Annotated in this window: 17 protein-coding genes; 8 read left to right on the forward strand and 9 right to left on the reverse strand. The window is 71.9% G+C overall.

Features of this window, described 5'->3' with window-relative positions:
* Nucleotides 1-21: 21 nt before the first annotated feature.
* Both ACJJVL_RS00535 and ACJJVL_RS00540 read left to right on the forward strand, forming a co-directional pair.
* Complete coding sequence (locus tag ACJJVL_RS00535; protein ID WP_405216296.1) at nucleotides 22-918, forward strand: LysR substrate-binding domain-containing protein; 897 nt, start codon at nucleotides 22-24, stop codon at nucleotides 916-918.
* Nucleotides 919-984: 66 nt separating this feature from the next.
* Nucleotides 985-2,118: an AI-2E family transporter gene (locus ACJJVL_RS00540; protein WP_405216058.1), complete on the forward strand. Its 1,134-nt coding sequence runs from the start codon at nucleotides 985-987 to the stop codon at nucleotides 2,116-2,118.
* A gap of 16 nt (nucleotides 2,119-2,134) precedes the next feature.
* Here ACJJVL_RS00540 and ACJJVL_RS00545 read toward each other — a convergent pair whose 3' ends face one another.
* A complete protein-coding gene (locus tag ACJJVL_RS00545) occupies nucleotides 2,135-3,349 on the reverse strand; it encodes an MFS transporter (protein ID WP_405216059.1) in 1,215 nt (404 codons plus the stop codon).
* A gap of 54 nt (nucleotides 3,350-3,403) precedes the next feature.
* Here ACJJVL_RS00545 and ACJJVL_RS00550 point away from each other — a divergent pair, with 54 nt between their 5' ends.
* The 4 genes from ACJJVL_RS00550 (at nucleotide 3,404) to ACJJVL_RS00565 (ending at nucleotide 9,206) form a co-directional block, all read left to right on the forward strand.
* Nucleotides 3,404-3,679 (forward strand): DivIVA domain-containing protein, encoded by a 276-nt coding sequence (locus ACJJVL_RS00550; RefSeq protein ID WP_405216060.1) that lies wholly within the window; start codon nucleotides 3,404-3,406, stop codon nucleotides 3,677-3,679.
* A gap of 99 nt (nucleotides 3,680-3,778) precedes the next feature.
* Nucleotides 3,779-4,627: a formyltetrahydrofolate deformylase gene (purU, locus tag ACJJVL_RS00555; RefSeq protein ID WP_405216061.1), complete on the forward strand. Its 849-nt coding sequence runs from the start codon at nucleotides 3,779-3,781 to the stop codon at nucleotides 4,625-4,627.
* 112 nt (nucleotides 4,628-4,739) lie between these two features.
* Nucleotides 4,740-8,006: an ExeM/NucH family extracellular endonuclease gene (locus ACJJVL_RS00560; protein ID WP_405216062.1), complete on the forward strand. Its 3,267-nt coding sequence runs from the start codon at nucleotides 4,740-4,742 to the stop codon at nucleotides 8,004-8,006.
* 66 nt (nucleotides 8,007-8,072) lie between these two features.
* Nucleotides 8,073-9,206: an N-acetylglucosamine-6-phosphate deacetylase gene (locus tag ACJJVL_RS00565; protein ID WP_405216063.1), complete on the forward strand. Its 1,134-nt coding sequence runs from the start codon at nucleotides 8,073-8,075 to the stop codon at nucleotides 9,204-9,206.
* A gap of 390 nt (nucleotides 9,207-9,596) precedes the next feature.
* Here ACJJVL_RS00565 and ACJJVL_RS00570 read toward each other — a convergent pair whose 3' ends face one another.
* The 3 genes from ACJJVL_RS00570 to ACJJVL_RS00580 all read right to left on the reverse strand — a co-directional run bounded on the left by ACJJVL_RS00570 (nucleotide 9,597) and on the right by ACJJVL_RS00580 (nucleotide 15,525).
* Nucleotides 9,597-12,992 carry an error-prone DNA polymerase gene (locus ACJJVL_RS00570; RefSeq protein WP_405216064.1) on the reverse strand — a complete coding sequence of 1,132 codons (3,396 nt, stop codon included), beginning with the start codon at nucleotides 12,990-12,992 and terminating at the stop codon, nucleotides 9,597-9,599.
* A gap of 190 nt (nucleotides 12,993-13,182) precedes the next feature.
* On the reverse strand, nucleotides 13,183-14,742 hold the full coding sequence (locus ACJJVL_RS00575) for a DNA polymerase Y family protein (protein ID WP_405216065.1): 1,560 nt from the start codon (nucleotides 14,740-14,742) through the stop codon (nucleotides 13,183-13,185).
* A gap of 81 nt (nucleotides 14,743-14,823) precedes the next feature.
* Complete coding sequence (locus ACJJVL_RS00580) at nucleotides 14,824-15,525, reverse strand: hypothetical protein (protein WP_405216066.1); 702 nt, start codon at nucleotides 15,523-15,525, stop codon at nucleotides 14,824-14,826.
* Between the two features lie 119 nt (nucleotides 15,526-15,644).
* Here ACJJVL_RS00580 and ACJJVL_RS00585 point away from each other — a divergent pair, with 119 nt between their 5' ends.
* Together ACJJVL_RS00585 and ACJJVL_RS00590 are read left to right on the forward strand one after the other, a co-directional pair.
* Nucleotides 15,645-16,616 (forward strand): 1-phosphofructokinase family hexose kinase, encoded by a 972-nt coding sequence (locus tag ACJJVL_RS00585; protein WP_405216067.1) that lies wholly within the window; start codon nucleotides 15,645-15,647, stop codon nucleotides 16,614-16,616.
* Nucleotides 16,617-16,673: 57 nt separating this feature from the next.
* Nucleotides 16,674-17,120 carry a GNAT family N-acetyltransferase gene (locus ACJJVL_RS00590; RefSeq protein ID WP_405216068.1) on the forward strand — a complete coding sequence of 149 codons (447 nt, stop codon included), beginning with the start codon at nucleotides 16,674-16,676 and terminating at the stop codon, nucleotides 17,118-17,120.
* 293 nt (nucleotides 17,121-17,413) lie between these two features.
* On the opposite strand, the gene ACJJVL_RS00595 is transcribed toward ACJJVL_RS00590, so the two are convergent.
* The 5 genes from ACJJVL_RS00595 to purN all read right to left on the reverse strand — a co-directional run bounded on the left by ACJJVL_RS00595 (nucleotide 17,414) and on the right by purN (nucleotide 24,346).
* Nucleotides 17,414-19,237 (reverse strand): ABC transporter ATP-binding protein, encoded by a 1,824-nt coding sequence (locus ACJJVL_RS00595; protein ID WP_405216069.1) that lies wholly within the window; start codon nucleotides 19,235-19,237, stop codon nucleotides 17,414-17,416.
* Nucleotides 19,234-21,111 (reverse strand): ABC transporter ATP-binding protein, encoded by a 1,878-nt coding sequence (locus ACJJVL_RS00600; protein WP_405216070.1) that lies wholly within the window; start codon nucleotides 21,109-21,111, stop codon nucleotides 19,234-19,236. The genes ACJJVL_RS00595 and ACJJVL_RS00600 overlap by 4 nt, the downstream gene beginning before the upstream one ends.
* 266 nt (nucleotides 21,112-21,377) lie before the next feature.
* Nucleotides 21,378-21,860 (reverse strand): hypothetical protein, encoded by a 483-nt coding sequence (locus ACJJVL_RS00605; protein WP_405216071.1) that lies wholly within the window; start codon nucleotides 21,858-21,860, stop codon nucleotides 21,378-21,380.
* Between the two features lie 48 nt (nucleotides 21,861-21,908).
* Nucleotides 21,909-23,711, reverse strand: a complete 1,803-nt coding sequence (locus ACJJVL_RS00610; protein WP_405216072.1) for a bifunctional phosphoribosylaminoimidazolecarboxamide formyltransferase/inosine monophosphate cyclohydrolase — start codon at nucleotides 23,709-23,711, stop codon at nucleotides 21,909-21,911.
* Complete coding sequence (gene purN, locus ACJJVL_RS00615; protein ID WP_405216073.1) at nucleotides 23,708-24,346, reverse strand: phosphoribosylglycinamide formyltransferase; 639 nt, start codon at nucleotides 24,344-24,346, stop codon at nucleotides 23,708-23,710. The genes ACJJVL_RS00610 and purN overlap by 4 nt, the downstream gene beginning before the upstream one ends.
* Nucleotides 24,347-24,353 lie beyond the last annotated feature (7 nt).

Here is a 24,353-nt window from a genome sequence, read left to right on the forward strand (position 1 = left end):
GATGCTTTGCGAGACCCGATCATGCTCGATGTGCGCCGCCTGCGACTGCTGCGTGAACTGCGCCTGCGCGGCACGATCGCCGCCGTAGCGACGGCGCTGGCATATGCGCCGAGCGCGGTCTCGCAGCAGCTCACGGCGCTCGAGCGCGAGGTCGGCGTGCCGCTCACGCGCAAGCAGGGTCGCCGGTTGGCCCTCACCCCGCAGGGCGAGGTGCTCGCGCAGCACGCCGAGGGCATCCTTGCCCAGCTGGAGACCGCCGAGCGTGCGGTCGCCGCATCGCTCGACCGCCCCATCGGCACCGTGCGCATCGCCGTCTTCCAGTCGGCCGCGCTCTCGCTCGTGCCGAGCATGCTGCACCTGCTGGGAGAGTCGGCCCCGGAGGTGCGCGTCGAGATGGTGCAGCGCGAGCCCGAGACGGCGCTCTACGACACCCACGTGGGCGACTTCGACCTCGTGGTCGCCGAGCAGTACCCGGGCCACGCGGCCCCGCAGCACCTGGGGCTCGATCGCGAGGTGCTCATGACGGATGCGCTGCGGCTCGCGGTGCCGCCGCACAGCGGCATCCGCTCCCTGGCGGACGCCGCGGCGCACCCCTGGGTGATGGAGCCCCTCGGTGCCGCTTCCCGCCACTTCGGCGAGCAGCAGTGCCGGGTGGCGGGCTTCGAGCCCGACGTGCGCTTCGCCACAGCCGACCTGCAGGCGCAGATGCGGCTCATCGAGACCGGGCACGCGGTCGGCATCATGAACGACCTCACCTGGGTGGGCACCGACGTGCGGTTCGTGGCGCTCGCGCTGCCTGGCGCGCCGAGGCGCGAGATCTTCACTGCCGCTCGTGCCGCATCCAGCGGCTCCCCCGCCATCGCCGCCGTGCGAGCAGCGCTGCGGGGCGCCGTTCCCGACGAGGTCGCGCGGGACTGACGCGCGCCGCGCCCCGGTTCCCAGCCGGCGCTCGCTACCCTCGGGGAACGCATCCGAGGGGGAACCGTGGGACTGTTCACACCGAAGCGGCCGACGCCGGTCGCGCAGCGTCCCGTGCGCCCGCCGTGGTCGCTCTGGGCCGACTCGTTCGGGCGGCTCGCGACCCGAGCGCTGCAGGTCATCCTCGTGCTCATCGTCGTCACCGGCGTGATCTACGCGATGATCCAGCTGACGCTCGTGATCATCCCCATCATGCTCGCGCTGATCATCGCCGCGGCGTTCGCGCCCATCATGCGGTGGATGCGCCGCAAGGGGGTGCCCTCCGCGCTCGCGACCGCCGCCGCACTCCTCACGATCCTCATCGTGCTGGGCGGCGTCATCTGGCTCATCGTCAACGCGGTGCGCGACCAGCTCGATGAGCTGGTCAGTCAGGCGACCGAGGGCTTCGACCGGGTGCTGGAGTGGGTGACGACGCTGCCGTTCGCCCCGACGAACGAGCAGATCACCGAGGCGCGCGACGCTGTCATCGACTTCCTCACCAGCGCCCAGTTCGGCTCCGGGGCGCTCGCCGGGGTGGGCGCCGCCGCGAACTTCCTCACGGGCTTGGTGCTCATGATCGTCATGCTGTTCTTCTTCCTGAAGGACGGGCCGCGCATCTGGGAGTTCCTGCTGCGCCCCTTCGAGGGCGAGTCCTACGCGCGCGGCAAGCGCATCGGCGGCAAGACCGTCGAGACACTCGGCGACTACGTGCGCGGCACCGCAACCGTGGCGTTCGTCGATGCGGTCGGCATCGGGCTCGCGCTCTGGATCCTGCAGGTGCCGCTCGCCCTGCCGCTCGCCGTGCTCGTCTTCCTGCTCGCCTTCATCCCGCTCGTCGGCGCCACACTCGCCGGCGCGCTCGCGACGCTCGTCGCACTGGTTGCCAACGACTGGGTCACCGCGCTCATCGTGCTGGGTGCGGTCATCGTCGTGAACCAGCTCGAGGGCAACTTCCTGCAGCCGGTCGTGATGGGCCGCTCGCTCAAGCTGCACGCGCTCGTCATCCTCATCGCGCTCACCATCGGCACGGTGCTCGGCGGGATCGTCGGCGCCGTGCTCGCGGTGCCGATCACCGCGGTCGCGTGGGGCATCACGCAGGTATGGGACGGCGACGACCAGCCGGCTCGGATGTTCCGGCAGAAGCGGCCGGAGACCGTCTGAGCGCTGCCGCGGCCGCTCAGGCCGCGGCAGGCCTGCGGATGCGGCTGATGCCGATCAGCGCGAGGCTGATCGCGATGCCGCCGAAGAGCACCCACGGCAGCGAGCCGGGCCCCCAGGTGTCGAAGGCGATCGCGCCGAGCAGCGCGCCGCCGCCGATGCCGGTGTTGAAACCCGTGGTGTACCAGGCCATGGCCGGCTGCAGCAGCCGCTCGGGCGTCGCCTCCAGCAGCCGCGTCTGCAGCAGCGGCGGCAGCGCACCCATCGCCAGCCCCCACACGAGCACGGCGGCGAACGTCAGCGGCAGCACGGTCGAGAGGGCGAGCACCACCATGGTCAGCAGCATCACGATCATGCAGGCCACGACCCCGGCCAGCGGGCGTCCGCCGAGCCAGATGGTGAGGATCAGCACCGCGATGGTGCCCATCACGCCGTAGGCGAGCAGCGCCGGGCTCAGCCACTCCTCCGGCAGCTGCGCGTGCTGCACCAGGAACGGCGCGATGAACGTGTAGAAGGCGTACTGCCCGGTCATCGCCAGCGTCGTCGAGATGACGGCGACGACCATGCCGCTCATCGACACCCGAGGGTGGTCCACCGGCAGCGCGATCGATCCGGTCTCCGTGGTGGCGGTGTCCTTGAGGTGGTCGACGGGCGGCAGCACCTTCCAGACGGCGAGCGCGGCGAGCAGGCACGCGACGCCGAAGACCGCGAACGCCCAGCGCCATCCGACGGCCTGGCCCAGCAGCGTCGACAGCGGCAGCCCGAGCACGAAGGCGAGCGAGCCTCCCGCGCTCGTGATGGCGACCGCTCGCCCCAGCTGATGAGGGGGCACGAGGTAGGCGGCGTACGCTCCCACCACCGTCCAGAAGACGCCGTGCGCCAGGCCGCCGAGGATGCGCATCGCCACGATCCACTCGTAGCTCGGCACGACTGCCGTGGCGAGGCACGACGCGGTGAACACCAGCAGCACCCCGACCACCAGGGTGTGGCGCGGCACGCGCCGCGTGAGCCGGATGAGCGTCGTGGAGGAGGCGACGACGGTGAAGGCGAACACCGACACCAGCAGTCCGATCGCGCTCTCGGAGACGCCGAGATCGCGGCTCATCGGCAGCACCAGCCCCATCGGCAGCATCTCGATCGAGATGTTGACGAAGATCGACAGCGCGAGCACGAGCAGCGCCACCATCGGGAAGGGTCCCGCGGAACGCTGGCCGGTCGTCGTCTGCTCACTCACGAGCGTCGAGCCTACGCGGATCGGACGATCAGGCTGGAGGACTACGGTCGCCGTGTGCTCACCGCAGAAGAGGTACGCGACGCCCGGTTCTCCGGCAGCGGGATGTTCCACGCGGGCTACGACGCCGCAGAGGTCGATCACTGGCTCGCCCTCGCGGTCTTCACGCTGCTCGCCCATCAGGGAGACGCGGGCGGCGACGTGCGGCTGCTGGCCGAGGACGCCGACGAGGTGCGCTTCCGCATGCACCGCGGCGCTGGCGCCTACGACACCGGCCAGGTGGACATGACGATCGGCCGCATCGCGGCCGCGCTCCACGAGCACGAGGCGTAGGTCGACGCGTTCCTCACGGGCCCGGATGCCGCCACGGGGGCGCCGCAGCGTGCCTCTGGGACGGCCGGTGATGGGGCCCGGCGCGCATAGACTCGACCGGTGAGCAACCACTGGATCCTGTCGTTCGTCTGCGAGGACCGGCCGGGCATCGTGCACGCAATCTCCGGCGCCATCGTCGACTGCGGCGGCAACATCACCGAGTCGCAGCAGTTCTCCTCCGCCGACACCGACCGGTTCTTCATGCGACTGCAGGTGGAGGCGTCCGCCGAGCGCGCCGAGTTCGAGGCGCAGCTCGCCCCGGTGATCGAGCGCTACGACATGCAGTGGCACCTCGACGACGTCGGCCGACCCCTCACCACGCTCGTGCTGGTGTCGAAGGCCGCGCACTGCCTGGGCGACATGCTGTTCCGCCAGCGCGCCGGGCAGCTCTCGGTCGACATCCCGCTCGTGATGTCGAACCACCCGGATCTGGGCTCGCTCGCCGCCTTCTACGACGTGCCCTTCGAGCACGCGCCGGTGGTGGACGCCGAGTCGAAGGCCGCGTTCGAGCGCCGCATCCTGGAAGTCGTCGAGGCCGAGGGCGTCGAGCTCGTCGTGCTCGCCCGCTACATGCAGATCCTCTCGCCGGAGCTGTGCGCGGCGCTCGAGGGCAGGCTCATCAACATCCACCACTCCTTCCTGCCCGGCTTCAAGGGCGCCAACCCCTATCGGCAGGCGCACGCCCGCGGCGTGAAGCTCATCGGCGCCACCGCCCACTTCGTCACGAGCGACCTCGACGAGGGTCCGATCATCGAGCAGAACGTGGTGCGCGTCGATCACACGGACACCCCTGCGCAGCTCGTCGCGATCGGGCAGGACGAGGAGTCGCGCACGCTCTCGCGCGCCGTGCAGTGGTTCGCCGAGGACCGCGTGCTGCTCGACGGGCAGCGCACGATCATCTTCCGCTGACCCCGCGGTCGCGCGAACCGAAGATTCATCGCGTATTCGGGCGGAACTCTCGCAAACGTCGGCGGACCGGGTTAGGTTGAGCGCACCCCTTAGTCCCCGATGGAGTGGATTCATGCGCGCACGCACCTTGCTCGGCACTGGAACAGTCGCCGCGCTCGCCCTGACCGGCATCGTCGCTACCCCGGCAGTCGCCGCGGATCATCCCGTGATCAACGAGTTCTCGGCGAACGTCGATGGTTCGGACACCGGCTACGAGTTCGTCGAGCTCTACGCCGCGCCCGGCACCGACCTGAGCGGTCACCAGGTGGTGATCGTCGAAGGCGACAGCGGCGACAGGCAGGGACAGGTGCTGGACGTCAGCGCGGCACCGACCCTCGACGCGAACGGCTTCGGCGTCGTCTACCCCGCCTCGTTCCAGAACAATTCAGCGTCGGTGCTGCTCATCGACGGCAGCGTCGCCGCGCAGCAGCAGCTCGACGCCGACGGCGACGGCACGATCGATGCGAGCAACGAGTACACCGTCATCGACGCGGTCGGCGTCAGTGCCGGAGCCACCGGCGACGTCGCGTACGGCACCGAGCTCGCCGCCAACTTCGACGGCGGCACCCAGACCGTCGGCGGCGCCAGCCGCATCCCCGACGGCACCGACACGGATGCCGCGGGCGACTGGGTGCGCAACGACTACAACAAGGCCGGCTTCGAGGGCTTCGACGGCCCGCCTGCGAACGGCATCGCCTGGAACACTCCCGGCGCCTCGAACGAGGTCTTCGAGCTCGAGGAGCCCCCGACCGACGGCGTCTGCGGCTCGGATGCCGTGATCGCGATCGGCGCGGTGCAGGGCGACGGCGAGGCGACGCCGCTCAGCGGCCAGACCGTGACCGTCGAGGGCACCGTCGTGGGCGACTGGCAGGACGGTGGCTTCGCAGGCTTCACCCTGCAGGACGCTGGCGACGCCGACAGCGCGACGAGCGACGGCATCTTCGTCTACGCACCCGACGCCGCGGAGGTCGCCGAGGGCGACCTCGTGCAGGTGACGGGTACCGCGGGCGAGAACTTCGGCATGACGCAGATCTCGAACGTCGCGCTGCTCGACTGCGGTGCGGGCACGATGCCCGCCGCGACCGAGCTCGTGCTGCCGATCGCCGACCACGAGCCGACCGAGAGCATGCTCGTGACGCTGCCGCAGACGCTGTCGATCCTCGAGTACTTCAACTACGGCCGCTTCGGCCAGGTGGTCGTCGGCACCGAGCGTCAGATGCAGCCCACGGCTGTCGCTGCACCCGGCTCGGCTGAGGCTGCCGCCATCGCCGCGGCGAACGCGGTGAACCGCATCACGATCGACGACGGCCGCTCGGCGCAGAACCCCGACCCCGCCATCCACCCCGCGAACCAGGACGTGTTCACGCTCGAGAACGCATTCCGCGGCGGAGACACCATCACCGGCATCACGGGCGTGCTCGACTGGCGCTTCGACACCTGGGCGGTGCAGCCGACCGATGCCGGTACGTACGGCGCAGTGAACGAGCGTCCGGCGGCGCCGGAGATCGAGGGCGCATCGCTCGAGATCGCGTCGTTCAACGTGCTCAACTACTTCACCACCCTGGGCAGCCGCGGCGCGGAGACGGCCGAGGAGTTCGACCGCCAGGAGGCGAAGATCGTCGCCGCGATCAACGAGTTGGGCTCTGCGGTCGTCGGCCTGCTCGAGATCGAGAACAACGACGGGGCCGCGCTCGACGCGCTCGTGGCCGCGCTGAACGAGGCCGCCGGCAGCCAGCAGTGGGCCGGCATCGACACCGGCACGATCGGCACCGACGCGATCACGACCGCGGTCATCTACCAGCCGGCGCTCGTCGCTCCCGAAGGCGACTTCGCAGTACTCGACTCGTCGGTCGATGCACGGTTCGACGACGGCAAGAACCGCCCGGCGCTCACGCAGTCGTTCCGCGACCTCGCGACCGACCGGGTGCTGACCGTCGCCGTCAACCACCTGAAGTCGAAGGGCTCAGCGTGCGATGGCGACCAGGGCTCGCCCGAGCAGGGCAACTGCAACGAGGTGCGCACCCAGGCTGCAGCCGCGCTGGCCGACTGGATGGCCGGCAGCCCCACCGGTGTCGAGGCAGACGGGTCGCTCATCATCGGCGACCTGAACTCGTATGACCACGAGGACCCGATCACCACGCTCGAGGACGCTGGCTGGACCGACCTGCTCGAGGAGTTCCAGGGCGAGGACGCCTACACCTACGTCTTCGACGGTCAGCTCGGCTACCTCGACTACGGGCTCGCCGACCCGGCGATGCTCCCGTTCGTCGCCGGTGCCGAGGCGTGGCACGCGAACGCCGACGAGCCGAGCATCATCGACTACTCGATGGCGTTCAAGAAGGATGCCCAGGATGCGCTGTTCGCGCCCGACCCCTATCGAGCCAGCGACCACGACGCCGTCGTGATCGGCCTCGACTGGGAGATGGCCGTGCCGCCGGAGACGGTGGTCGAGAGCTTCGCCGGCGTCAACCGCTACGAGACGAACGCGCTGGTCTCGGCTGCGACCTTCGAGCCTGGCGCCGATGTGCTGCTCGCCTCCGGCGACCTGTTCCCGGATGCGCTTGCGGCCGGCCCGGCGGCGGCGAGCGTCGACGCGAGCCTGCTGCTGACGCGCGCCGATGCGCTGCCGTCGTTCACCGCTGACGAGCTGGAGCGCCTGCAGCCGGCATCCGTGACGATCATCGGCGGCACGCCGTCGATCTCGTCCGCGGTCGTCGCGCAGGTGCTCGAGATCGTGCCGAACGCGCGGGTCGAGCGCATCGCGGGCCAGAACCGCTACGAGACGGCCGCGATGATCGCCGAGCGCTACTTCGACGACGCGACCGAGGCGTTCATCGCCAGCGGCCAGGTGTTCGCCGACGCGGTCTCCGCGAGCGGCACCGCTGCCGTGCTCGGCGATGTTCCGGTGCTGCTGACCCCGCAGGCGCGAGCCGACGGTGTGACGATCGCCGCGCTCACCACCATCGGGATCGAGTCGGCGACCGTGCTCGGCGGGCAGCCGTCGGTCTCGGACGCGGCGCTGCGCGGCTACCGCGACACCGGCGTGACGGTGACGCGACTGGCCGGTGCCGACCGCTACGCCACGAACGCCATGCTCGTCTCGCGGTTCATCACGCCGGGCGACGACCAGGCGATCGCGATGGCTTCGGGGCTGAACTTCCCCGACGCGCTGTCGGCCTCGATGGTGGCCGGCGCTCACGACGCGCCGGTGCTGCTGGCTGTGCGCTCCTGCGTGCTCCTGTCGGTCGAGGAGCAGATCGCGGAGCTCGCTCCGGTCGCGGTCTACAACGTCGGAGGGCTGCCCGCGCTCTCGCCCGAGGCGTGGCGCACCAGCTGCTGAGCTGACGTGAGGGCCCGCATCCCGACGGGGTGCGGGCCCTCATCGCGTGCGCTCTAGGCTGACGGCATGACCCAGTCGAGCCTGCTGCTGACGTCTGACCGCGCGCTCATCGACGGGCAGCTGGTGCCGGATGCCTGGGTCGACAGCGTCGGCGGCGCCATCACCGCACTCGGTCAGGGAGCGCCGCCGCGCGCACCGGACCTCGCACTGCACGGCACCCTCGTGCCCGGCTTCGTCGACCTCCACTGCCACGGGGCACTCGGATCCGCCTTCGACGACGACGCGCCTGCGTGGGAGCGGATCGGTGCGTTCCGCGCGAGCCACGGGTCGACGCGCCAGGCGGTGTCACTCGTGACGGCGCCGCTCGAGACGCTCCTCCCCCGCGTCGCGGCCGCTGCCGCGCGATGCGCGGCGGACGCCGCGCTGCTGGGCGTGCACCTGGAGGGTCCGTTCCTCGCCGACAGCCATCGCGGCGCCCACGATCCGCGAGCGCTGCAGGAGCCGAATCCGGAGTCAGTGGAGCGGCTGCTCGAGGCGGGCGTCGGGCAGATCCTGCAGATCACGATGGCACCGGAGCTCCCCGGCGCGATCGACGCCATCCGCCGATTCGTCGAGGCCGGCGTGCGCGTGGCGGTCGGCCATACGGGCGCGGACGCCGCAACCGCCCGTGCCGCGTTCGACGCGGGTGCGACGCTGCTCACCCACGCCTGCAACGGCATGCCCCCGATGCACCACCGCTCCCCCGGACCGATGGCGGCCGCGCTGCTCGACGAGCGCGTCACGCTGGAGGTCATCGCCGACGGGGAGCATGTGGCGCCGGAGATGCTGGCGCTCGTGCTCCAGTCGGCACCCGGCCGCGTGGCACTCGTGACCGACGCCATGGCGGCGGCTGGCATGCCCGACGGCCCGTACCGCATCGGGTCGCTCGACGTCGTGGTCGAGCACGGCCTGCCGCGATTGGCGGACGGCGGATCGATCGCCGGCTCCACGCTCAGCCTCGATCGCGCGCTGCGCGTGCTCGTCGACGCGGGTGTGCCGCTCGCGGCCGCGCTGGACGGGGCGACGCGCGTGCCCGCCGACGCCATCGGCCGCGACGATCTCGGCCGGCTCGGCGTGGGCGGACGCGCCGACTTCGTGCAGCTCGACGACGATCTCGAGGTGCGCGGCGTCTGGCGCGATGGTGTGGCGCTCCCCGCGTAGCGCCGCCGTCGCCGGTCAGCCGTAGGCCCGCCGCAGGTCGAGGAGGCGGCCCCAGCGGACGGCCCCGCTCTCGAGACCCACCGCCGCAGGTCGAGGAGGTGGCGGCCCGCAGGGACGACGCCGTCACGACCGCAGGCGAACGGTTCCGGTCTCGTGACGCGAGCGGCTCCGCCGCCCGCTCCTCGACCTACGAGGATGGGACGCCGCAGGTCGAGGAGGTGGCGGCCCGAAGGGACGCCGCCGTCACGAGACCGCAGGCGAATGGTTCCGGTCTCGTGACGCGAGCGGCTTCGCCGCCCGCTCCTCGACCTACGAGGGTGGGGCACGCAGCGGGCTCCTCGATCTACGAGGGTGGCGCGCCGCCGCCCGCTCCTCGACCTACGGGGCGGGCTACTGGAAGTCGCGGGAGCGGGGGCTTGGCACGTCGAAGCGGTCGAGCCGGTCGGCCAGCAGCGCGATCACGCCCTCCGGTGTGCGCTGCAGCATCCCGCGCACGATGAGCGCCGGCGCATGCCGCGCCACCTGCCGCGCATGCGCCCACAGGCCCTTCGAGATGATGACGTTCAGCATGCCCGTCTCATCCTCGAGGTTCATGAACGTCACTCCCTGCGCCGTGCTCGGCCGCTGCCGATGCGTGACGATGCCCGCGGCCTGCACGCGGCGCCCCTCCTCCGCCTGCGCCAGAGCGGCGATCGGCAGCACACTGCGGCCATCGAGCATCTCCCTCGCGTAGCGCACCGGGTGGTCGCCGGGCGTCACCCCGGTCGCCCAGACGTCGAGCGCCACCTGCTCCTCGGCGCTCAGGATCGGCAGCAGCGGTGGCTGCAGGCTCACCTGCGAGCCCTCGAGCTGGTCCTCGCGCTCGGTCGAAGCGGGGCCCGCGAGCCACAGCCCCTCGCGACGACTCACCCCCAGCCCCTCGAGGGCGCCGGCGGTCGCGAGCGCCTCGAGCTCGCCCCGATCGAGATCGGCCCGCCGGGCGAGATCGTGGATGTCGCGCAGCGGCGACTGCTCCCGCGCCGCGATGATCCGGCCGGCGGCGGCTGCGCCCATCCCGGTGACGCTCGACAGGCCCATCCGCACCGAGAAGGCACCGTCGCGCCGGTGGCGGGCGCGCATCGCGAGCGTCTCGGAGGCCACGGGCGGCACCGGCGGCTGCTCGCGCGCCAGGCATGCGTCGTCGCCGCCGGCCGCGCGCCCGTTCGGCTCGATCCCGGCGGCGATCGCAGAGCGCACCACGTCGGGCCGCAGCGTCTCGACGCCGTGCCGCAGCGCATCCGCCGTGAGCGTCTGCGGTGACCAGAACCCCATCGGCTGGCTCCGCAGCAGCCCGGCGAGGAACGCCGCCGGGTAGTGCAGCCGCATCCACGACGAGGCATAGACGAGCTTCCCGAACGCGAGCGAATGCGACTCGGCGAAGCCGAAGCCCGCGAACGCCTCGATCTTCCGATAGATCGACTCGGCCACATCCGGCTCGACACCGTTCGCCGCCATGCCCGCGAACAGCTTCGCCTTCAGCGCCTCGATGCGATCGCGCGAGCGCTTCGAGCCGATCGCGCGCCGCAGCTGATCGGCCTCAGCGGCGTCGAAGCCGCCCACCGCGACCGACATCTGCATCAGCTGCTCCTGGAACAGCGGCACGCCGAGCGTGCGCTCGAGCACCGGGATCAGGAGCGGATGCGGGTAGGTGATCGGCTCTGCGCCCGTGCGACGACGGATGTAGGGGTGCACCGCACCGCCCTGGATCGGGCCGGGCCGGATGAGCGCGATCTCGACCACCAGGTCGTAGAAGCAGCGCGGCTTCAGGCGCGGCAGCGTCGCCATCTGCGCCCGCGACTCCACCTGGAAGATGCCGACGGCATCCCCCTCGCAGAGCATGTCGAACACGCCCGCCTCCTCGAGCGGGATCGACGCGAGCGTCCACGACTCCCCCAGCTGCTCGGCTGCCAGCGCCATCGTGTGCGACAGCGCGCTGAGCATGCCGAGGCCCAGCAGGTCGAACTTCACGAGCCCCATCCACTCGCAGTCGTCCTTGTCCCACTGCAGCACCGTGCGCCCGGGCATGCGCGCCGGCTCGATCGGGCAGACCGAGCCGACCGGCTCCTCGGTGAGCACCATGCCGCCGGAGTGGATGCCGAGGTGCCGGGGCGCGTGCAGGAACTCCCCCGCGAGCTCGATGACCGCGTCGGGGATGCCGGGGGCATGGGCCTCCGAGCGCGACTCGACCGACTTCGACCAGGCGTTCTGCTGCCCGACGGCGTAGCCGAGCGCCTTCGCGGCATCGCGCACCGCCGACTTGGGCCTGTAGGTGATGACGTTGGCGACCTGCGCCGCGTTGCGTCGGCCGTAGTGCTCGTAGACGTGCTGGATGACCTCCTCGCGACGGCCGGCATCGAAGTCGATGTCGATGTCGGGCTCCTCCTCGCGCATCATCGAGATGAAGCGCTCGAAGGGCAGCCGGAAGCGGATCGGGTCGACGGCGGTGATGCCGAGGATGAAGCAGACCGCGCTCGCCACCGCCGACCCTCTGCCCTGGCAGAGGATGCCCCGATCATGCGCGAACTCGGCGATCTCGAACACGATCAGGAAGTAGCCCGCGAAGCCCTTCTGGTCGATGAGGCCGAGCTCGTGCTCGAGCCGGGCAGCGACATCGGGGCTCGGTCGGCCGTCCACGAGGTCGTACACGCGAGGCAGTCGCTCGGCGACGAGCGCGCGCAACCAGCTCATCGGCGTGTGCCCATCCGGCACCTCGACCTTCGGCAGCCGGGGGGATGCGGCACGCAGGTCGAACGCGAGCTCGCGGCCGAGCGCCGCGGCGGTGTCGATCGCGCCTGGGAAGGCGCGGAAGCGACGCGCCATGACGGCACCGGAGCGCAGCGACGGCACCCCGCCGGCGGGCAGCCAGGCGTCGAGCTCGTCGATAGAACGACGCGCCCGCACCGCAGCGACCGCATCCCCGAGCCGCTGCCTGGCGGGAGAGGCGATGTGCGCGTTGGTGGTCGCGATCACCGGCAGGCCTCGACGCTCGGCGAGACGCGCGAGCACCCGGTTGCGCTCGAAGTCGCGCGGGTCGCCGATGTCGCTGAGCTCCACCACGACGCGGTCGCGGCCGAACAGCGACGCGAGCCGGTCGAGCTCCGCGTCAGCGGCATCCGCTCCCTGTGCGGTCGAGGCATGCCGTTCGAGCGCCTGCCGCACGCTGCCCTTGCGGCATCCGGAGAGCACCATCCACTCCCCGCTCGCCGTCTCGGCGAGCTGCTCGAGCTCGAACACCGGCCTGCCCTTCTCGCCCGGCCCGTGCACGTCAGAGGTCAGGTAGCCGTCGGTGAGCGCGGTGGCGAGCGCGGTGTAGCCGGCCGGGCCGGTCGCGAGCGCCACGAGGTGGCTGCCGTCGGGGTCGGGGATGCCGTTCTGGGGCGTCTCGAGGCCGAGCGTGAACTCGGTGCCGAACACCGTCGGCAGCTCGGCCTCTGCGGCCGCCTCGGCGAACCGCACCGCACCGTAGAGCCCGTCATGATCGACGAGCGCGAGCGCCTCGAGCCCGAGCCTGCGCGCCTCGTTGACGAGCTCCGCTGGGCTGGAGGCGCCGTCGAGGAAGGAGTAGTGCGAGTGCGCGTGCAGCTCTGCATAGGGGGTCGCCGCCCCCTGATCCGGCACGCGGATCCGCGGGCGCCGCGCCTCGTCGAGCTCGGCGGCGACGGCGGTCCTGCCGGCGCTGACATCGCGGTCGCTGAGGAGGCCCTCGAGCTCGCGCCAGGGCATCGACGGGTTGTTCCAGCCGGCCATCCGCGTCCCCCTCTCCCTGTCCTGTCCGTCCGCCCGTTCGTCAACCGACCCTGTGGTCCCTCAGCCGGAATATCGGCTCGCCAGACCACAGGGTCGGTTGACGAACGACGCCACGGCGGCAGACGACGACGTCATGGCGGCAGACGACTGCCCCGCGGCGCTCGGCCCCGCGGCGCTCGGCCCCGCGGCGCTACGCATAGCGGCCCTCCGCGAGCCACGCGCCGTCGGCGTGCAGCAGCACCCATGCCTCACCCTCGCCGTCGAGCAGCTGCACGCGATGCACCGTGTCGCCGAGCTCGCGGCGCCGGATCGGCCACGGGCCCGCCCACGCCACCACCCGGCGCCGCGGCGCCGCGGGCGGCGAGAAGACAGCGGGGGATGCGTCGCGGACGTCGAGCGCGCCCGGCTCGACCGCGTGCCCCTCCGCGTCGGTGAGCAGCACCGGCAGCGGCGGGCGGAAGACGACGCTCGGCCGCGGGGCCGGCAGCGCGCCCGGCCACGGCCCGGCGACCTGCGCCGGCGCCGCATCGCCCCAGGGCGTGAGCACGCCCCGCTCGGCGAGCAGCCGGCCGCCGCCGGTCGCGGCGGTCAGCACCGCCTCGCGGCCGAGCATGCGCTGCAGCCGCTCGAGCGCGTGCTTGGTGCGGTCATCGATGTCGCCACCGCCCCACAGGCCCGGCATGTGCGAGGTCGCGGCGTCGAGGCGCTCCGGGCTCGCCTGCACCTCGACGAGCGCCGAGCCCAGGTCGCTCTCGGTGAGCTGCCAGCGCATCCGATCGACGATGTCGCCCGCGCGCAGGAACCCGGGCTGGCGCCAGAGCCGCTCGCTCACGCGCCCCTCCTCGCCGCGCAGCAGGATGCGGATCTCGCTGCACACCAACCGCTGCTCCGCCAGCTGCCGCACGAAGCGGTCGACCGGCTCGCGCACGGCGAGCGCCAGCTCCGCCACGCCCTCGATGCCCGGCTCGAAGACGAGCTGCAGCGCGCGCTCCTCGCCCAGCCCCGCCTCGTCGACGCGACGGTTGTCGAGCCCGCGAGCACGAGCGAGCGCAATGAGCCCCGCGGGTCCGAAGCGGTCGCGCACGCTGTCGTCGGGCAGCTGCCCGAAGCCGCCGAGGGTGTGCACCCCGAGGCGGTGGAGCATGCTCGGCAGCTCGTCATCGCCCAGCACGCCCACCGGCAGCGAGCTCAGGAACTCACGGCTGCGACCGACGGGCACGATCGTCTCGCTGCCCGCCCCCACCGCGAGCTCCGCAGTGAAGCGGTCGTCGGCGACGCCGAAGGACGCCGTCAGCCCGAGCGGCACGAGCGCGGCGCGCACCGCCTCGATGGCCCGCGACTCCGAGCCGTAGAACCTGCTCGCGCCCCGCATCCGGAAGGCCAGCGCGCCGTCACCGACGGGCTGCGCCGCCGGCACCACCGCAAGCACCGCACGCACGACGCGCTCGAAGGCGAGCGCCTCCCCCACCGGGTCGGCGGGCGCGAGCGCGAGCATGGGTGACGCGGCCTGCGCATCGCGCACCCGCATGCCGATCCGCACGCCGTCGGCGCGAGCGCCCGCGTCGCAGGCGACGACGCGCAGCGCGTGCACGACCGCTCCCGGTGCACCCACTGCACCGCCGGCGGGCAGCGCCCCGGTCTGGCGCGCGACCACGACCGGCCAGTCGGGCACGCGGAGCACACCCACCCGGCCATCGCGCGGGCGGGCGCCCTGCGGCTCGGCACCGCGCTCGATCGTCTCACTGGTCACGCGTCCATGATCGAACACACGTTCGAACAGAGTCAAGCGGATGCGGTGTGTCGCGCGCCGCGACGCCGACCGCCCGTGCGCTCAGGCCGCCGGCTGCTGCAGCAGCTCGCGACCAGGATCGCGCCCGGCGGACGTTGCGCCGTCGCCGGCGATCGGGATGCGCGCTCGGCTCGGGGCTCCGCCGGTGGCGACCTCGACGACCAGACCGCCCGTGGCGATCCTGCCGTCACCGTCGGCGAGCCCCTGCCACTCGGCGCGCAGGCTGCGCACGACGGTCGCGGCGTTCGGCCACGGGCCCGCGACGAGCAGGGTCGACGACGCCTGCCGCAGCCGCGCGGCGAGCCGCGCAGCATCCGTGGGCGTCACCCGGCCGGGCGAGGCTGCGAGCACCACCGGCATGGCCTCCGCGAGGCTCGCCACCACGTCGAGCCACGAGCGGCCGGGATGCGGCACGAGCGCGACCCGATCGATGGGCACGCCCAGGTCACGGGCGGCCTCGATGCCGAGATCGGGCATCCCGACGATCGCTCCCCACGCTCCGGGCGGCATGGCCGCACCCATGCACGCGAGCGCGAGCCCGCGGGACTCGATGCTGTGCGCAGCTCCGGGGCGCAGCCGGCGGACGACCTCGTCGAGCCCCTCCGGCACCGACTCGTCGACCGTCGGCACCACCTGCCGAGCCGACGACTGCTGCATGCCGCGCAGCCGAGCGCGCAGCGCCTCCACCGTCGCCGTGCGATCCTCTCCCGCACGGCGCTCGAGCCTCGTGGACGCCATCCCCATCCCCCCATTCTCGAACATGTGTTCGAACGCGGCAAGTGGGTGCGGCGTGTCGGAGCACCCTCGCTCATGCGAAGATCGAACCAACCGTCCCTCGCGGGATCCCACCGTCAGGAGGCCTGATGGCGCCCACCGCCGATGACCAGAGCGTCGCATCGACCGCTGACGCGACGACCCCGGCCGCCCCCTTCCTCTGCGTCACCACGAACCCGGCCATCGACATCACCTACACGATGGACGAGCTGCGGATCGGCACCAGCCACCGCGTCGAGACCGGCCTCTCGCGCGCCGGCGGCAAGGGCGTCAACGTCGCGCGCGTGCTGCACCAGCACCACGAGCCCGCGATCGTGATCGCCCCCATCGGCGGCCCGGTGCGCGTGCTCTTCGTGCACGACCTCGACCGCTCCGGCATCGCCCACCGCCTCATCGAGGTCGAGTCACCGACCCGTCGCACCACCGCGATCGTCACGCCTGCGGGCACCACCAACCTGAACGAGCGCGGCGCCGCCATCTCATCCGACGACTGGGACCGGCTGCTCGAGATCGTGCGGGGTGCGCTGCCGACCGCACGCGTAGTGGTCTCCTCCGGCTCCCTCCCGCCCAAGACGCCTTCGGGCTTCTGCGCGAGCATCGTCGGCCTCGCGGTCGAGGCCGGCAAGCCCGTCGTCATCGACGTCGGAGGTGAGCAGCTGCGGCAGGCGGTGGCCGCGGGTGCGACCGCCGTGAAGCCGAACCGGCACGAGCTGCTCGACGCGATGGGCGGCACCGACCCGCTCGACGCCGCGCGCAGGCTCGCCGCCGAGGGCAGCGGCACCGTCTTCGCGTCGCTCGACATCGAGGGGATGCTCGCGGTGCTGCCGGACGGCCGCGCCTGGCACGCCCGCCTCGACCGCGTCCTCGAGGGCAACCCCACCGGCGCGGGCGACGCGGCCGTCGCGGCGATCGCACAGGCGATCGCCGATGGAGCCACGATCGAAGCCCAGCTCGCGCGCGCGGCCGCATGGTCGAGCGCCGCGGTGCTGTCGCCGCAGGCGGGCTCGATCGTCGACGCCGCGGAGCTCTCGGCGCGCATCCGCATCACCACCATCGGCTGACCCCACGACGGTTCGGCCGTCATTCTGCGGTGCCGGATGCGCTGGTACGGTGTGCGCATGGAGAACCTGCGCCTCGAAGAGCTGTCTGCCGCGAACATCGTCGCGGCCAACGGGCTGACGCTGAAGCGGGGCCAGGAGGCCTTCCTCGCGGCCAACACCCGCCTGGAGGAGTTCGTCAACACGCAGAGCGCGTGGCAGCGCGTGATCTTCGACGGAGATGAGCCGGTGGCCTTCGTGATGGCCAACTTCGACCCGGAGGTCGACCGCGAGGAGTATCGCTCGAGCATCCTCAAGATGTATGTCGCGGGCGATGCCCAGCGCCGCGGTGTCGGCTCCTTCATGGTCGACGAGGTCGCCGCGGAGGCCAAGCGCAAGGGCTTCGACAGCATCTTCGCGGTCTGGGAGCGGGGCGACCTCGGACCGGGCCGCTTCTTCAAGGCCGTCGGCTTCGAGGTCACGGGCGAGAACGAGTACGGCGAGGCCATCGGGCGCAAGACGATCTGAGCCTCGCTGGCCGCAGCCGCAGCCGCAGCCGCACCGACCCCGGCCGCCTGCGCGCCGCTGCGGCACGGGACTGCGGCACGCGCCCACCGGTCTCGTGACGGCCGCGGCCCTGCGGGCCGCCGCCTCCTCGACCTACGGGGCTGCGCGACGGCCTCGACCTACGTGGCTCCGCTGGTCGAGGAGCGCGCGGCGCAGCCGCCCGCGTCACGAGACCACGCTGCAGCACGCGCCCACCGGCCTCGTGACGGCCGCGGCCCTCCGGGCCGCCGCCTCCTCGAACTGCGGTTGCGGGACTAGACGAGCGACTCGCGCCACGCGCGATGCAGCGACGCGAACTTGCCGCCCTGCGCGATCAGCTCCTCGGGGCTGCCGTCCTCGATGATGCGGCCGTGCTCCATCACCAGCACCCGGTCGGCGATCGCGACGGTCGAGAGCCGGTGAGCGATGATGATCGCCGTGCGGTCGGCCAGCAGCGTCGTGAGGCCCGTCTGCACGAGCCGCTCCGAGGGGATGTCGAGCGAGGCGGTCGCCTCGTCCAGGATCAGCACGCGCGGGTCGGCGAGGAACGCCCGGGCGAACGACAGCAGCTGGCGCTGGCCCGCGCTCACGCGTCCGCCGCGCTTGGCGACATCCGTGTCGTAGCCGTCCGGCAGCGCCATGATGAACTCGTGCGCGCCGACCGCGCGCGCCGCCTGCTCGATGTCCTCGGCGCTCGCATCCGGCCGGCCGAGGGCGATGTTGTCGGCGACGGTGCCGGAGAAGAGGTAGGCCTCCTGCGTCACCATCACGACCGCGCGACGGAGGTCATCGTTCGCGAGGTCGCGCAGGTCGACGCCGTCGAGCTGCACCGATCCCCGCGTGGGGTCGTAGAAGCGTGAGATGAGCTTCGCGAGCGTCGACTTGCCCGCTCCCGTGGTGCCCACGAGGGCGATCGTCTGGCCGGAGGGGATGTGCAGCTCGAAGTCGGGCAGCACGATCTTGCCGGAGCCGTCCTCGGTGCTCTCGTAGGCGAACTCGACGCGCTCGAAGTCGATCTGACCGCGCGAGCTCGGCAGGGCCTTGGGCTCGACCGGCTCATGCACGGACGGCTCCTCCTCCAGCACGCCGGAGATCTTCTCGAGCGCTGCCGAGGAGGCCTGGTAGCCGTTGAAGAACATGCCGATGCCCTGGATGGGCTGGAAGAAGTTGCGTGCATACAGCGCGATGCCCAGCAGCGCGCCGATCTCGAGCGTGCCGTCGACGACCCGCAGGCCGCCCACCAGGATGAGGGTCGCGAGCGTGATCGCGCCGATGGCCATGATGCCGGGCTCGTAGATGCCGAAGATGTTGATGGTGCGGAAGTTCGCGTCGCGGTAGTCGTTGACGAGCGCATCGAAGTCGCGCTGGTTCTTCTGCTCGGTGCGGAACGCCTTCACGGCGCGGATGCCCGTCATGGTCTCGACGAACTGCACGATCATGCGCGCGCTGGTCGTGCGCGTCTCGCGGAACAACTTCGTCGAGCGCACCTGGAACCAGCGGGTCAGCACGATCGCGGGGATGAGCGCGATGGCGACGATCAGGCCCGACAGCGGGTCGAGGATCACCATGGCGACCGCCGTGAACCCCATGAAGAGCACGCCGCGCACCAGCTCGTTCAGCCCCTGGTCGAGCAGGTCGCGGATCGCCTCGAGGTCGCTCGTCTGCCGCGCGATGATGCGACCGGAGGTGTAGGACTCGTGGAACTCCAGGCTGAGCCGCTGCGAGTGCGAGAAGAGGCGTCGACGCAGATCGAACAGCACCGTCTGGCTGATGCGCGCGACGGAGACCGTGTAGAGGAACATCAGCACACCGGAGACGATCGCGGCAATGATGTAGATGATCGTCGCGCCCCACAGCGGCATCCAGTCGGCGTCGTCGACGATCGCCGACAGGCCGTGGTCGATGCCGAACGCGATGATCATGGGGCCCGCGATGCCCGCCGCGACGGAGACGACCACGAGGAGCATCGTCAGCACCACCCGGCGCATGTGCGGCCGCAGCAGCGAGGCGAGCAGCCGCCGCGAGCGCGCGCGGATCAGCTTCGACTCCGCCTTGGTGTAGTCGGAGCGGTCTTCGCCCTGCACGCCCTGCACGCTCATCGGGACACCTCCTCGGGTGACTGCGCATCGACGTCGATGACCTGCATGGTGCCCGTCACCGCCTCGATGCTCTGGCGGTCGCGCTCGGTCTCCTCGAGGCTCGAGATCACGAAGCGGTAGTGGTCGCTGCGCGCCAGCAGCTCGGCGTGCGTGCCGACATCGTCGATCTTACCGTCGCGCATCAGCGCCACGCGGTCGGCGAGCTGCACCGTGCTCGGGCGGTGGGCGACGATGAGCGCGGTGGTGGTGTTGAGCACGCTGCGCAGCGCCTCCTCGACGAGCGCCTCCGTCTCGACGTCCAGCGCCGAGAGCGGATCGTCGAGCACCAGCACGGCGGGTGCCGCGGCGACCGCGCGGGCGAGCGCGAGCCGCTGCCGCTGCCCACCGGAGAGCGACAGGCCCTCCTCGCCGATCTCGGTGTCGAGCCCCTTCGGCAGGTCGCGGGCGAAGGCGGCCTGGGCGATCGCGAGGGCGCGGTCGAGCACGGCCTCCGATGACTCCGGGGCACCCATGAGCACGTTGTCGCGCACCGACGCCGAGAACAGCGTCGCATCCTCGAACGCCATCGCCACGTGCGTGCGCAGCTCAGTGAGCGTGAGGTCGCGCACGTCGACGCCGTCGAGCAGCACGCGGCCGCCGGTGACGTCGTAGAGCCGGGTGGGGAGCGCCGTGAGCGTCGTCTTCCCCGAGCCGGTGATGCCGATGAGCGCCATCGTCTCGCCCGGCAGCAGCTCGAGCGTTGCGCCATCGACCAGGTCGCGCTCGTGCTCCTGCGCGTCCTGGTACCGGAAGTGCACGTCCTCGAACACTAGCGACCCCTTGGGGTTAGCGATCGTGCGCGGGTTCGCGGGGTCGACAATCGTGTTCTCGGAGTCGGTGATCTCGTGGAAGCGGCGCGAGCCGTTCGATGCGTCGATGAGGAACGCGAAGAGGAAGCCGATCGACTCGATCGGCCAGTTGAGCACGATCGCGATCGCGAAGAACGCGGCGAGCGTGCCGACCGAGAGCTGCCCGCTCGCCGCGAGGCCGACGCCCACGAACAGGCACACGGCGTACGAGATGTAGGGCACGATCGTGAGCCACATCCACAGGTAGCCGTCCATGCGGGCCTTGTCGATCTCGGTCTCGCGCAGCCTCGACGCCTGCGCGGTGAAGCCCTCGAGCGCGTGCCGGTCGCGACCGAATGCCTTCAGCACGCGAATGCCGTGGATCGACTGCTCCACGGTGGTCGCGAGGTCGCCGGCCTGATCCTGCGCCGAGCGCGAGACCAGGTGGTAGCGCTGCTCGAAGCGCAGCGCCACCACCGCGATCGGCAGCGACAGCACCACGAAGATGCTCGCGAGCACGGGGCTCCAGACGAACAGCACGACGACGCCGACCACGAGCGTGATCGAGTTCACGACCAGCAGCGGCGCGCCGAAGGCCGCGAAGCGACGGATCTGCCCGAGATCCTGCACTGCGCGACTGAGCAGCTGCCCCGACTGCCAGCGATCGTGGAAGGCCACCGGCAGCGCCTGCAGCTTGCGGTAGAGCGCGCTGCGCATGGTTGCCTCGACCTGCGTCGACGGCAGGGTCACGAGGTAGCGGCGCATGAAGATGAAGAACGCCTCGCCCAGCGCGAGCGCCAGGATCAGCAGCGCCACCGGCCAGACGGCGGCGGCATCGCCGGAGGCGAGCGGGCCGTCGACGAGGACGCGCATCACCATCGGCGTCGCAAGGCTCAGCAGCGCCGACAGGAGCGCCGCGAACGTGCCAAGCAGCAGCCGCGGCAGCACCGGGCGGATGTACGGCAGCAGTCGCGCGAGCGCGCGCAGGTGACCGATCGGCTTGACCTGCGCGGCGGGGGTTGCATCCGAGGTGGATGTCGAAGACATAGGGGTCCTTCAAGGCCGCTGACGTCGTGCGTCAGCGGATGGAGCGGTGCGACCGGTGGGTCGCGATTGGCGGTGCTTCGTCGATGTTCGGCTGTGCCGCCGACATCGGCAGGCGAGCAGTGCTCGCGGCGGACCGTGCGGCCGCTAGGCCCCGGCGCGTCCGACGCGGACGATGAGGCCGACGGCAGCGATCGGGGCGGTCGTCGTCGTGCTCATGGCATCCTCCTTGGTCGGCCGCTCCGGTGTGGCGCGTGCAGCCTTTCAGTCTAAGCAGACGGGAGTTGCCGCGTCCACCCCTGTGATCGAGATCTCCCAATCATTTTTTCGTTGTCCCCCATTGCGGTGCCCCGACCTCGGTGCGCGGACGTCAGGACGCCAGCTGCGCCAGCAGCCGGTCGGGTGCGGATGCGGCGGGCCGTGCGGCGGACGAGCCGCGCGAGCGAGGTGGCGCGCGGGTAGTCGAGGCCGACGATCGCATCCACCCGCTCGAGCGCGGCCGCGTTGTGGAAGCGGTAGACCGAGTCGATGACGTAGGCCTCCCGATCGAGCACCGGCAGGACGCGGCGGTCGAGCTCGTCGCGCGGTGGCTGCACCCAGCCTGGCTCCCAGCACAGGTCGTCGACCAGGACGACGGGCAGCCCGAGCCGCTCCCCCAGCTGCACCGCCATCGTCGACTTGCCGGAGCCGGCCGCGCCGAAGCACAGGATGCGCCGCGCGCGTCGCACGTCCTCGACGGTGCCAGCGCTCACGCGGCGACTCTACCGGCGGCCGGCTCGGGCCAGCGGCGCGCGGGGCGGTCAGTGTGCGAAGTGACGCTCGCCCGTGAAGTACATCGTGATGCCGGCGGCGTTGGCTGCCGCGATGACCTCCTCGTCGCGCACCGATCCACCCGGCTGCACGACCGCCGCGACGCCCGCGTCCAGCAGCACCTGCAGCCCGTCGGCGAACGGGAAGAAGGCGTCGGATGCCGCGACCGAACCCGCGGCGCGCTCACCCGCGCGCGAGACGGCGAGGTGGCAGGAGTCGACCCGGTTGACCTGCCCCATGCCGACGCCCACCGAGGCGAGCCCGGCGGCGAGCAGGATGCCGTTCGACTTCACCGACCGCACGGCCCGCCACGCGAACTCGAGATCGGCCAGCACCGCATCCGAGACGTGCGTGCCGCTCACCCGCCGCCAGGTGTGGGAGGAGAAGCCGTCGAAGGTGTCGGGCTGCTGCACGAGCACGCCGCCGGAGACCTGCCGCAGCTCGCTGCCCTCTCGCGCATAGCCCTCTGGCAGGCGGAGCAGGCGGATGCTCTTCTTCGCCGACAGCAGCTCGAGCGCCTCGGGCTCGAAGCCGGGCGCGACGACGACCTCGGTGAAGATGTCCTTCACCGTCTCGGCCATCGCTCGTGTGACGGTGCGGTTCGCGGCGATCACGCCGCCGAAGGCCGACACCGGGTCGCAGGCGTGGGCCCGCTCGTGCGCCGAGGCGATCGGATCTGTCGCGCGCGGCGCCGCGATGGCGATGCCGCACGGGTTCGCGTGCTTGATGATCGCGACGGCAGGCTCGGTGAAGTCGTAGGCGGCGCGCAGCGCGGCATCGGCGTCGACGTAGTTGTTGAACGACATCGCCTTGCCGTGCAGCAGCTCGGCCTGCGTGATGCCCCGGCCCCCCGGCAGCCCGAACAGGCCTGCCTGCTGGTGGCTGTTCTCGCCGTAGCGCAGGCCCTGCACGAGCGTCGCGGCGCCGACAGCGCGCAGCAGGCCGGTGGCGCTGCCGGTGTCGGGCAGCGTGTCGGATGCATCGGCGCGCGCGGCCGCGCCCGACGCGCCCGAGCGCGCGGGCGCAGGCTCCGGCGCGCGATCGCCTGGCTCGACGAGCGCGGGCTGCTCGGGGCGCGCCGACTGCTCGGCGACCGGCGCCGCCGCAGCCGGTGCCGCGGCTGCCGCAGCTGCTGGAGGCGTCGCCCCGGCGGCCGACTCCTCGTCGACCGGCTCGCCCGCGAACCAGCGCGCGACGGCACGGTCGTAGGCGGCCGTATGGGCGAACGCATCCCGCGCGAGCGCGCGGCGCTGCAGCAGGGTGAGTCCCGTGGATGCCGCACGCTCGATCAGCGGGTAGACGCGCGGGTCGGTGACGATCGCGACGTTCGCGTGGTTCTTGGCGGCCGCGCGCACCATGGCGGGCCCGCCGATGTCGATCTGCTCGATCACATCCGCGTCGGCCGCACCGGAGCGCACCGTCTCCACGAACGGGTACAGGTTCACGACCACGAGCTCGAAGGGCGCGATGCCGAGCGAAGCGAGCTGCGCCTCGTGGTGCTCGAGCCGCAGGTCGGCGAGCAGCCCCGCGTGGATCGCCGGGTGCAGCGTCTTCACCCGCCCATCCAGCGCCTCCTGGAACCCCGTGACGGCCGCGACCTCCGTGACCGGCAGGCCGGCGCCGAGCAGCAGCTTCGCCGTCGAGCCGGTCGAGACGAGCTCGATGCCGGCAGCGGCGAGCGCCGAGCCGAGCTCGACGATGCCGCTCTTGTCACTCACCGACAGCAGCGCCCGTCGGAAGGGCACAGCGTCACGCTGGCGGTAGAGGCTCGGGTCGTGCTGGGGTCCGCTCACGGGGCTTCCTTCGCTGTCGGTTCGGTCTGGCCTGGCGGATCGAGCCGCTGCTCGAGCCCCAGGTCGGCGAGGTCGAGGCTGCCGTCGGCGATGTCGGTGAGGACGCTCGCGAGCAGCTCGCGCTCCACGAGCTTGATGCGGTCGTGGAGCGAATCCTGCGTGTCGTCGGGCAGCACCGGCACTCGCTCCTGCGCGAGGATCGGCCCGGTGTCGACGCCGCTGTCGACGATGATGACGCTCGCACCGCTCTCGCGCACACCGGCCGCGAGCGCATCGCGCACGCCGTGCGCGCCCGGGAACTCCGGCAGGTGGGCCGGGTGCGTGTTGAGGATCGCCGGCTCGAAGCGAGCGACCGCGCCGGGCGAGAGCAGACGCATGAAGCCGGAGAGCACGACGACGTCGGGCTCGTAGGCGGCCACCCGGTCCGCGATGCGGTTGGACCACGCGTCGCGCGGCGCCACGAAGGGCTCGACGAAGGTGGCGATGCCTGCCGCGGCGGCCGTCTCCAGCCCGCCGCATTCGCGGTCCGCGCCCACGGCGATGATCTCGGCCGGCACGCGGCCCGCGCGGGTGCGCTGCAGCAGATCCGCGAAGTTGGTGCCGCTGCCGGAGACGAGGACGACGAGGCGCAGCACGCCGACC

Origin of the sequence: Agrococcus sp. Ld7 (assembly GCF_045064095.1) — a bacterium.
GTDB lineage: Bacteria > Actinomycetota > Actinomycetes > Actinomycetales > Microbacteriaceae > Agrococcus.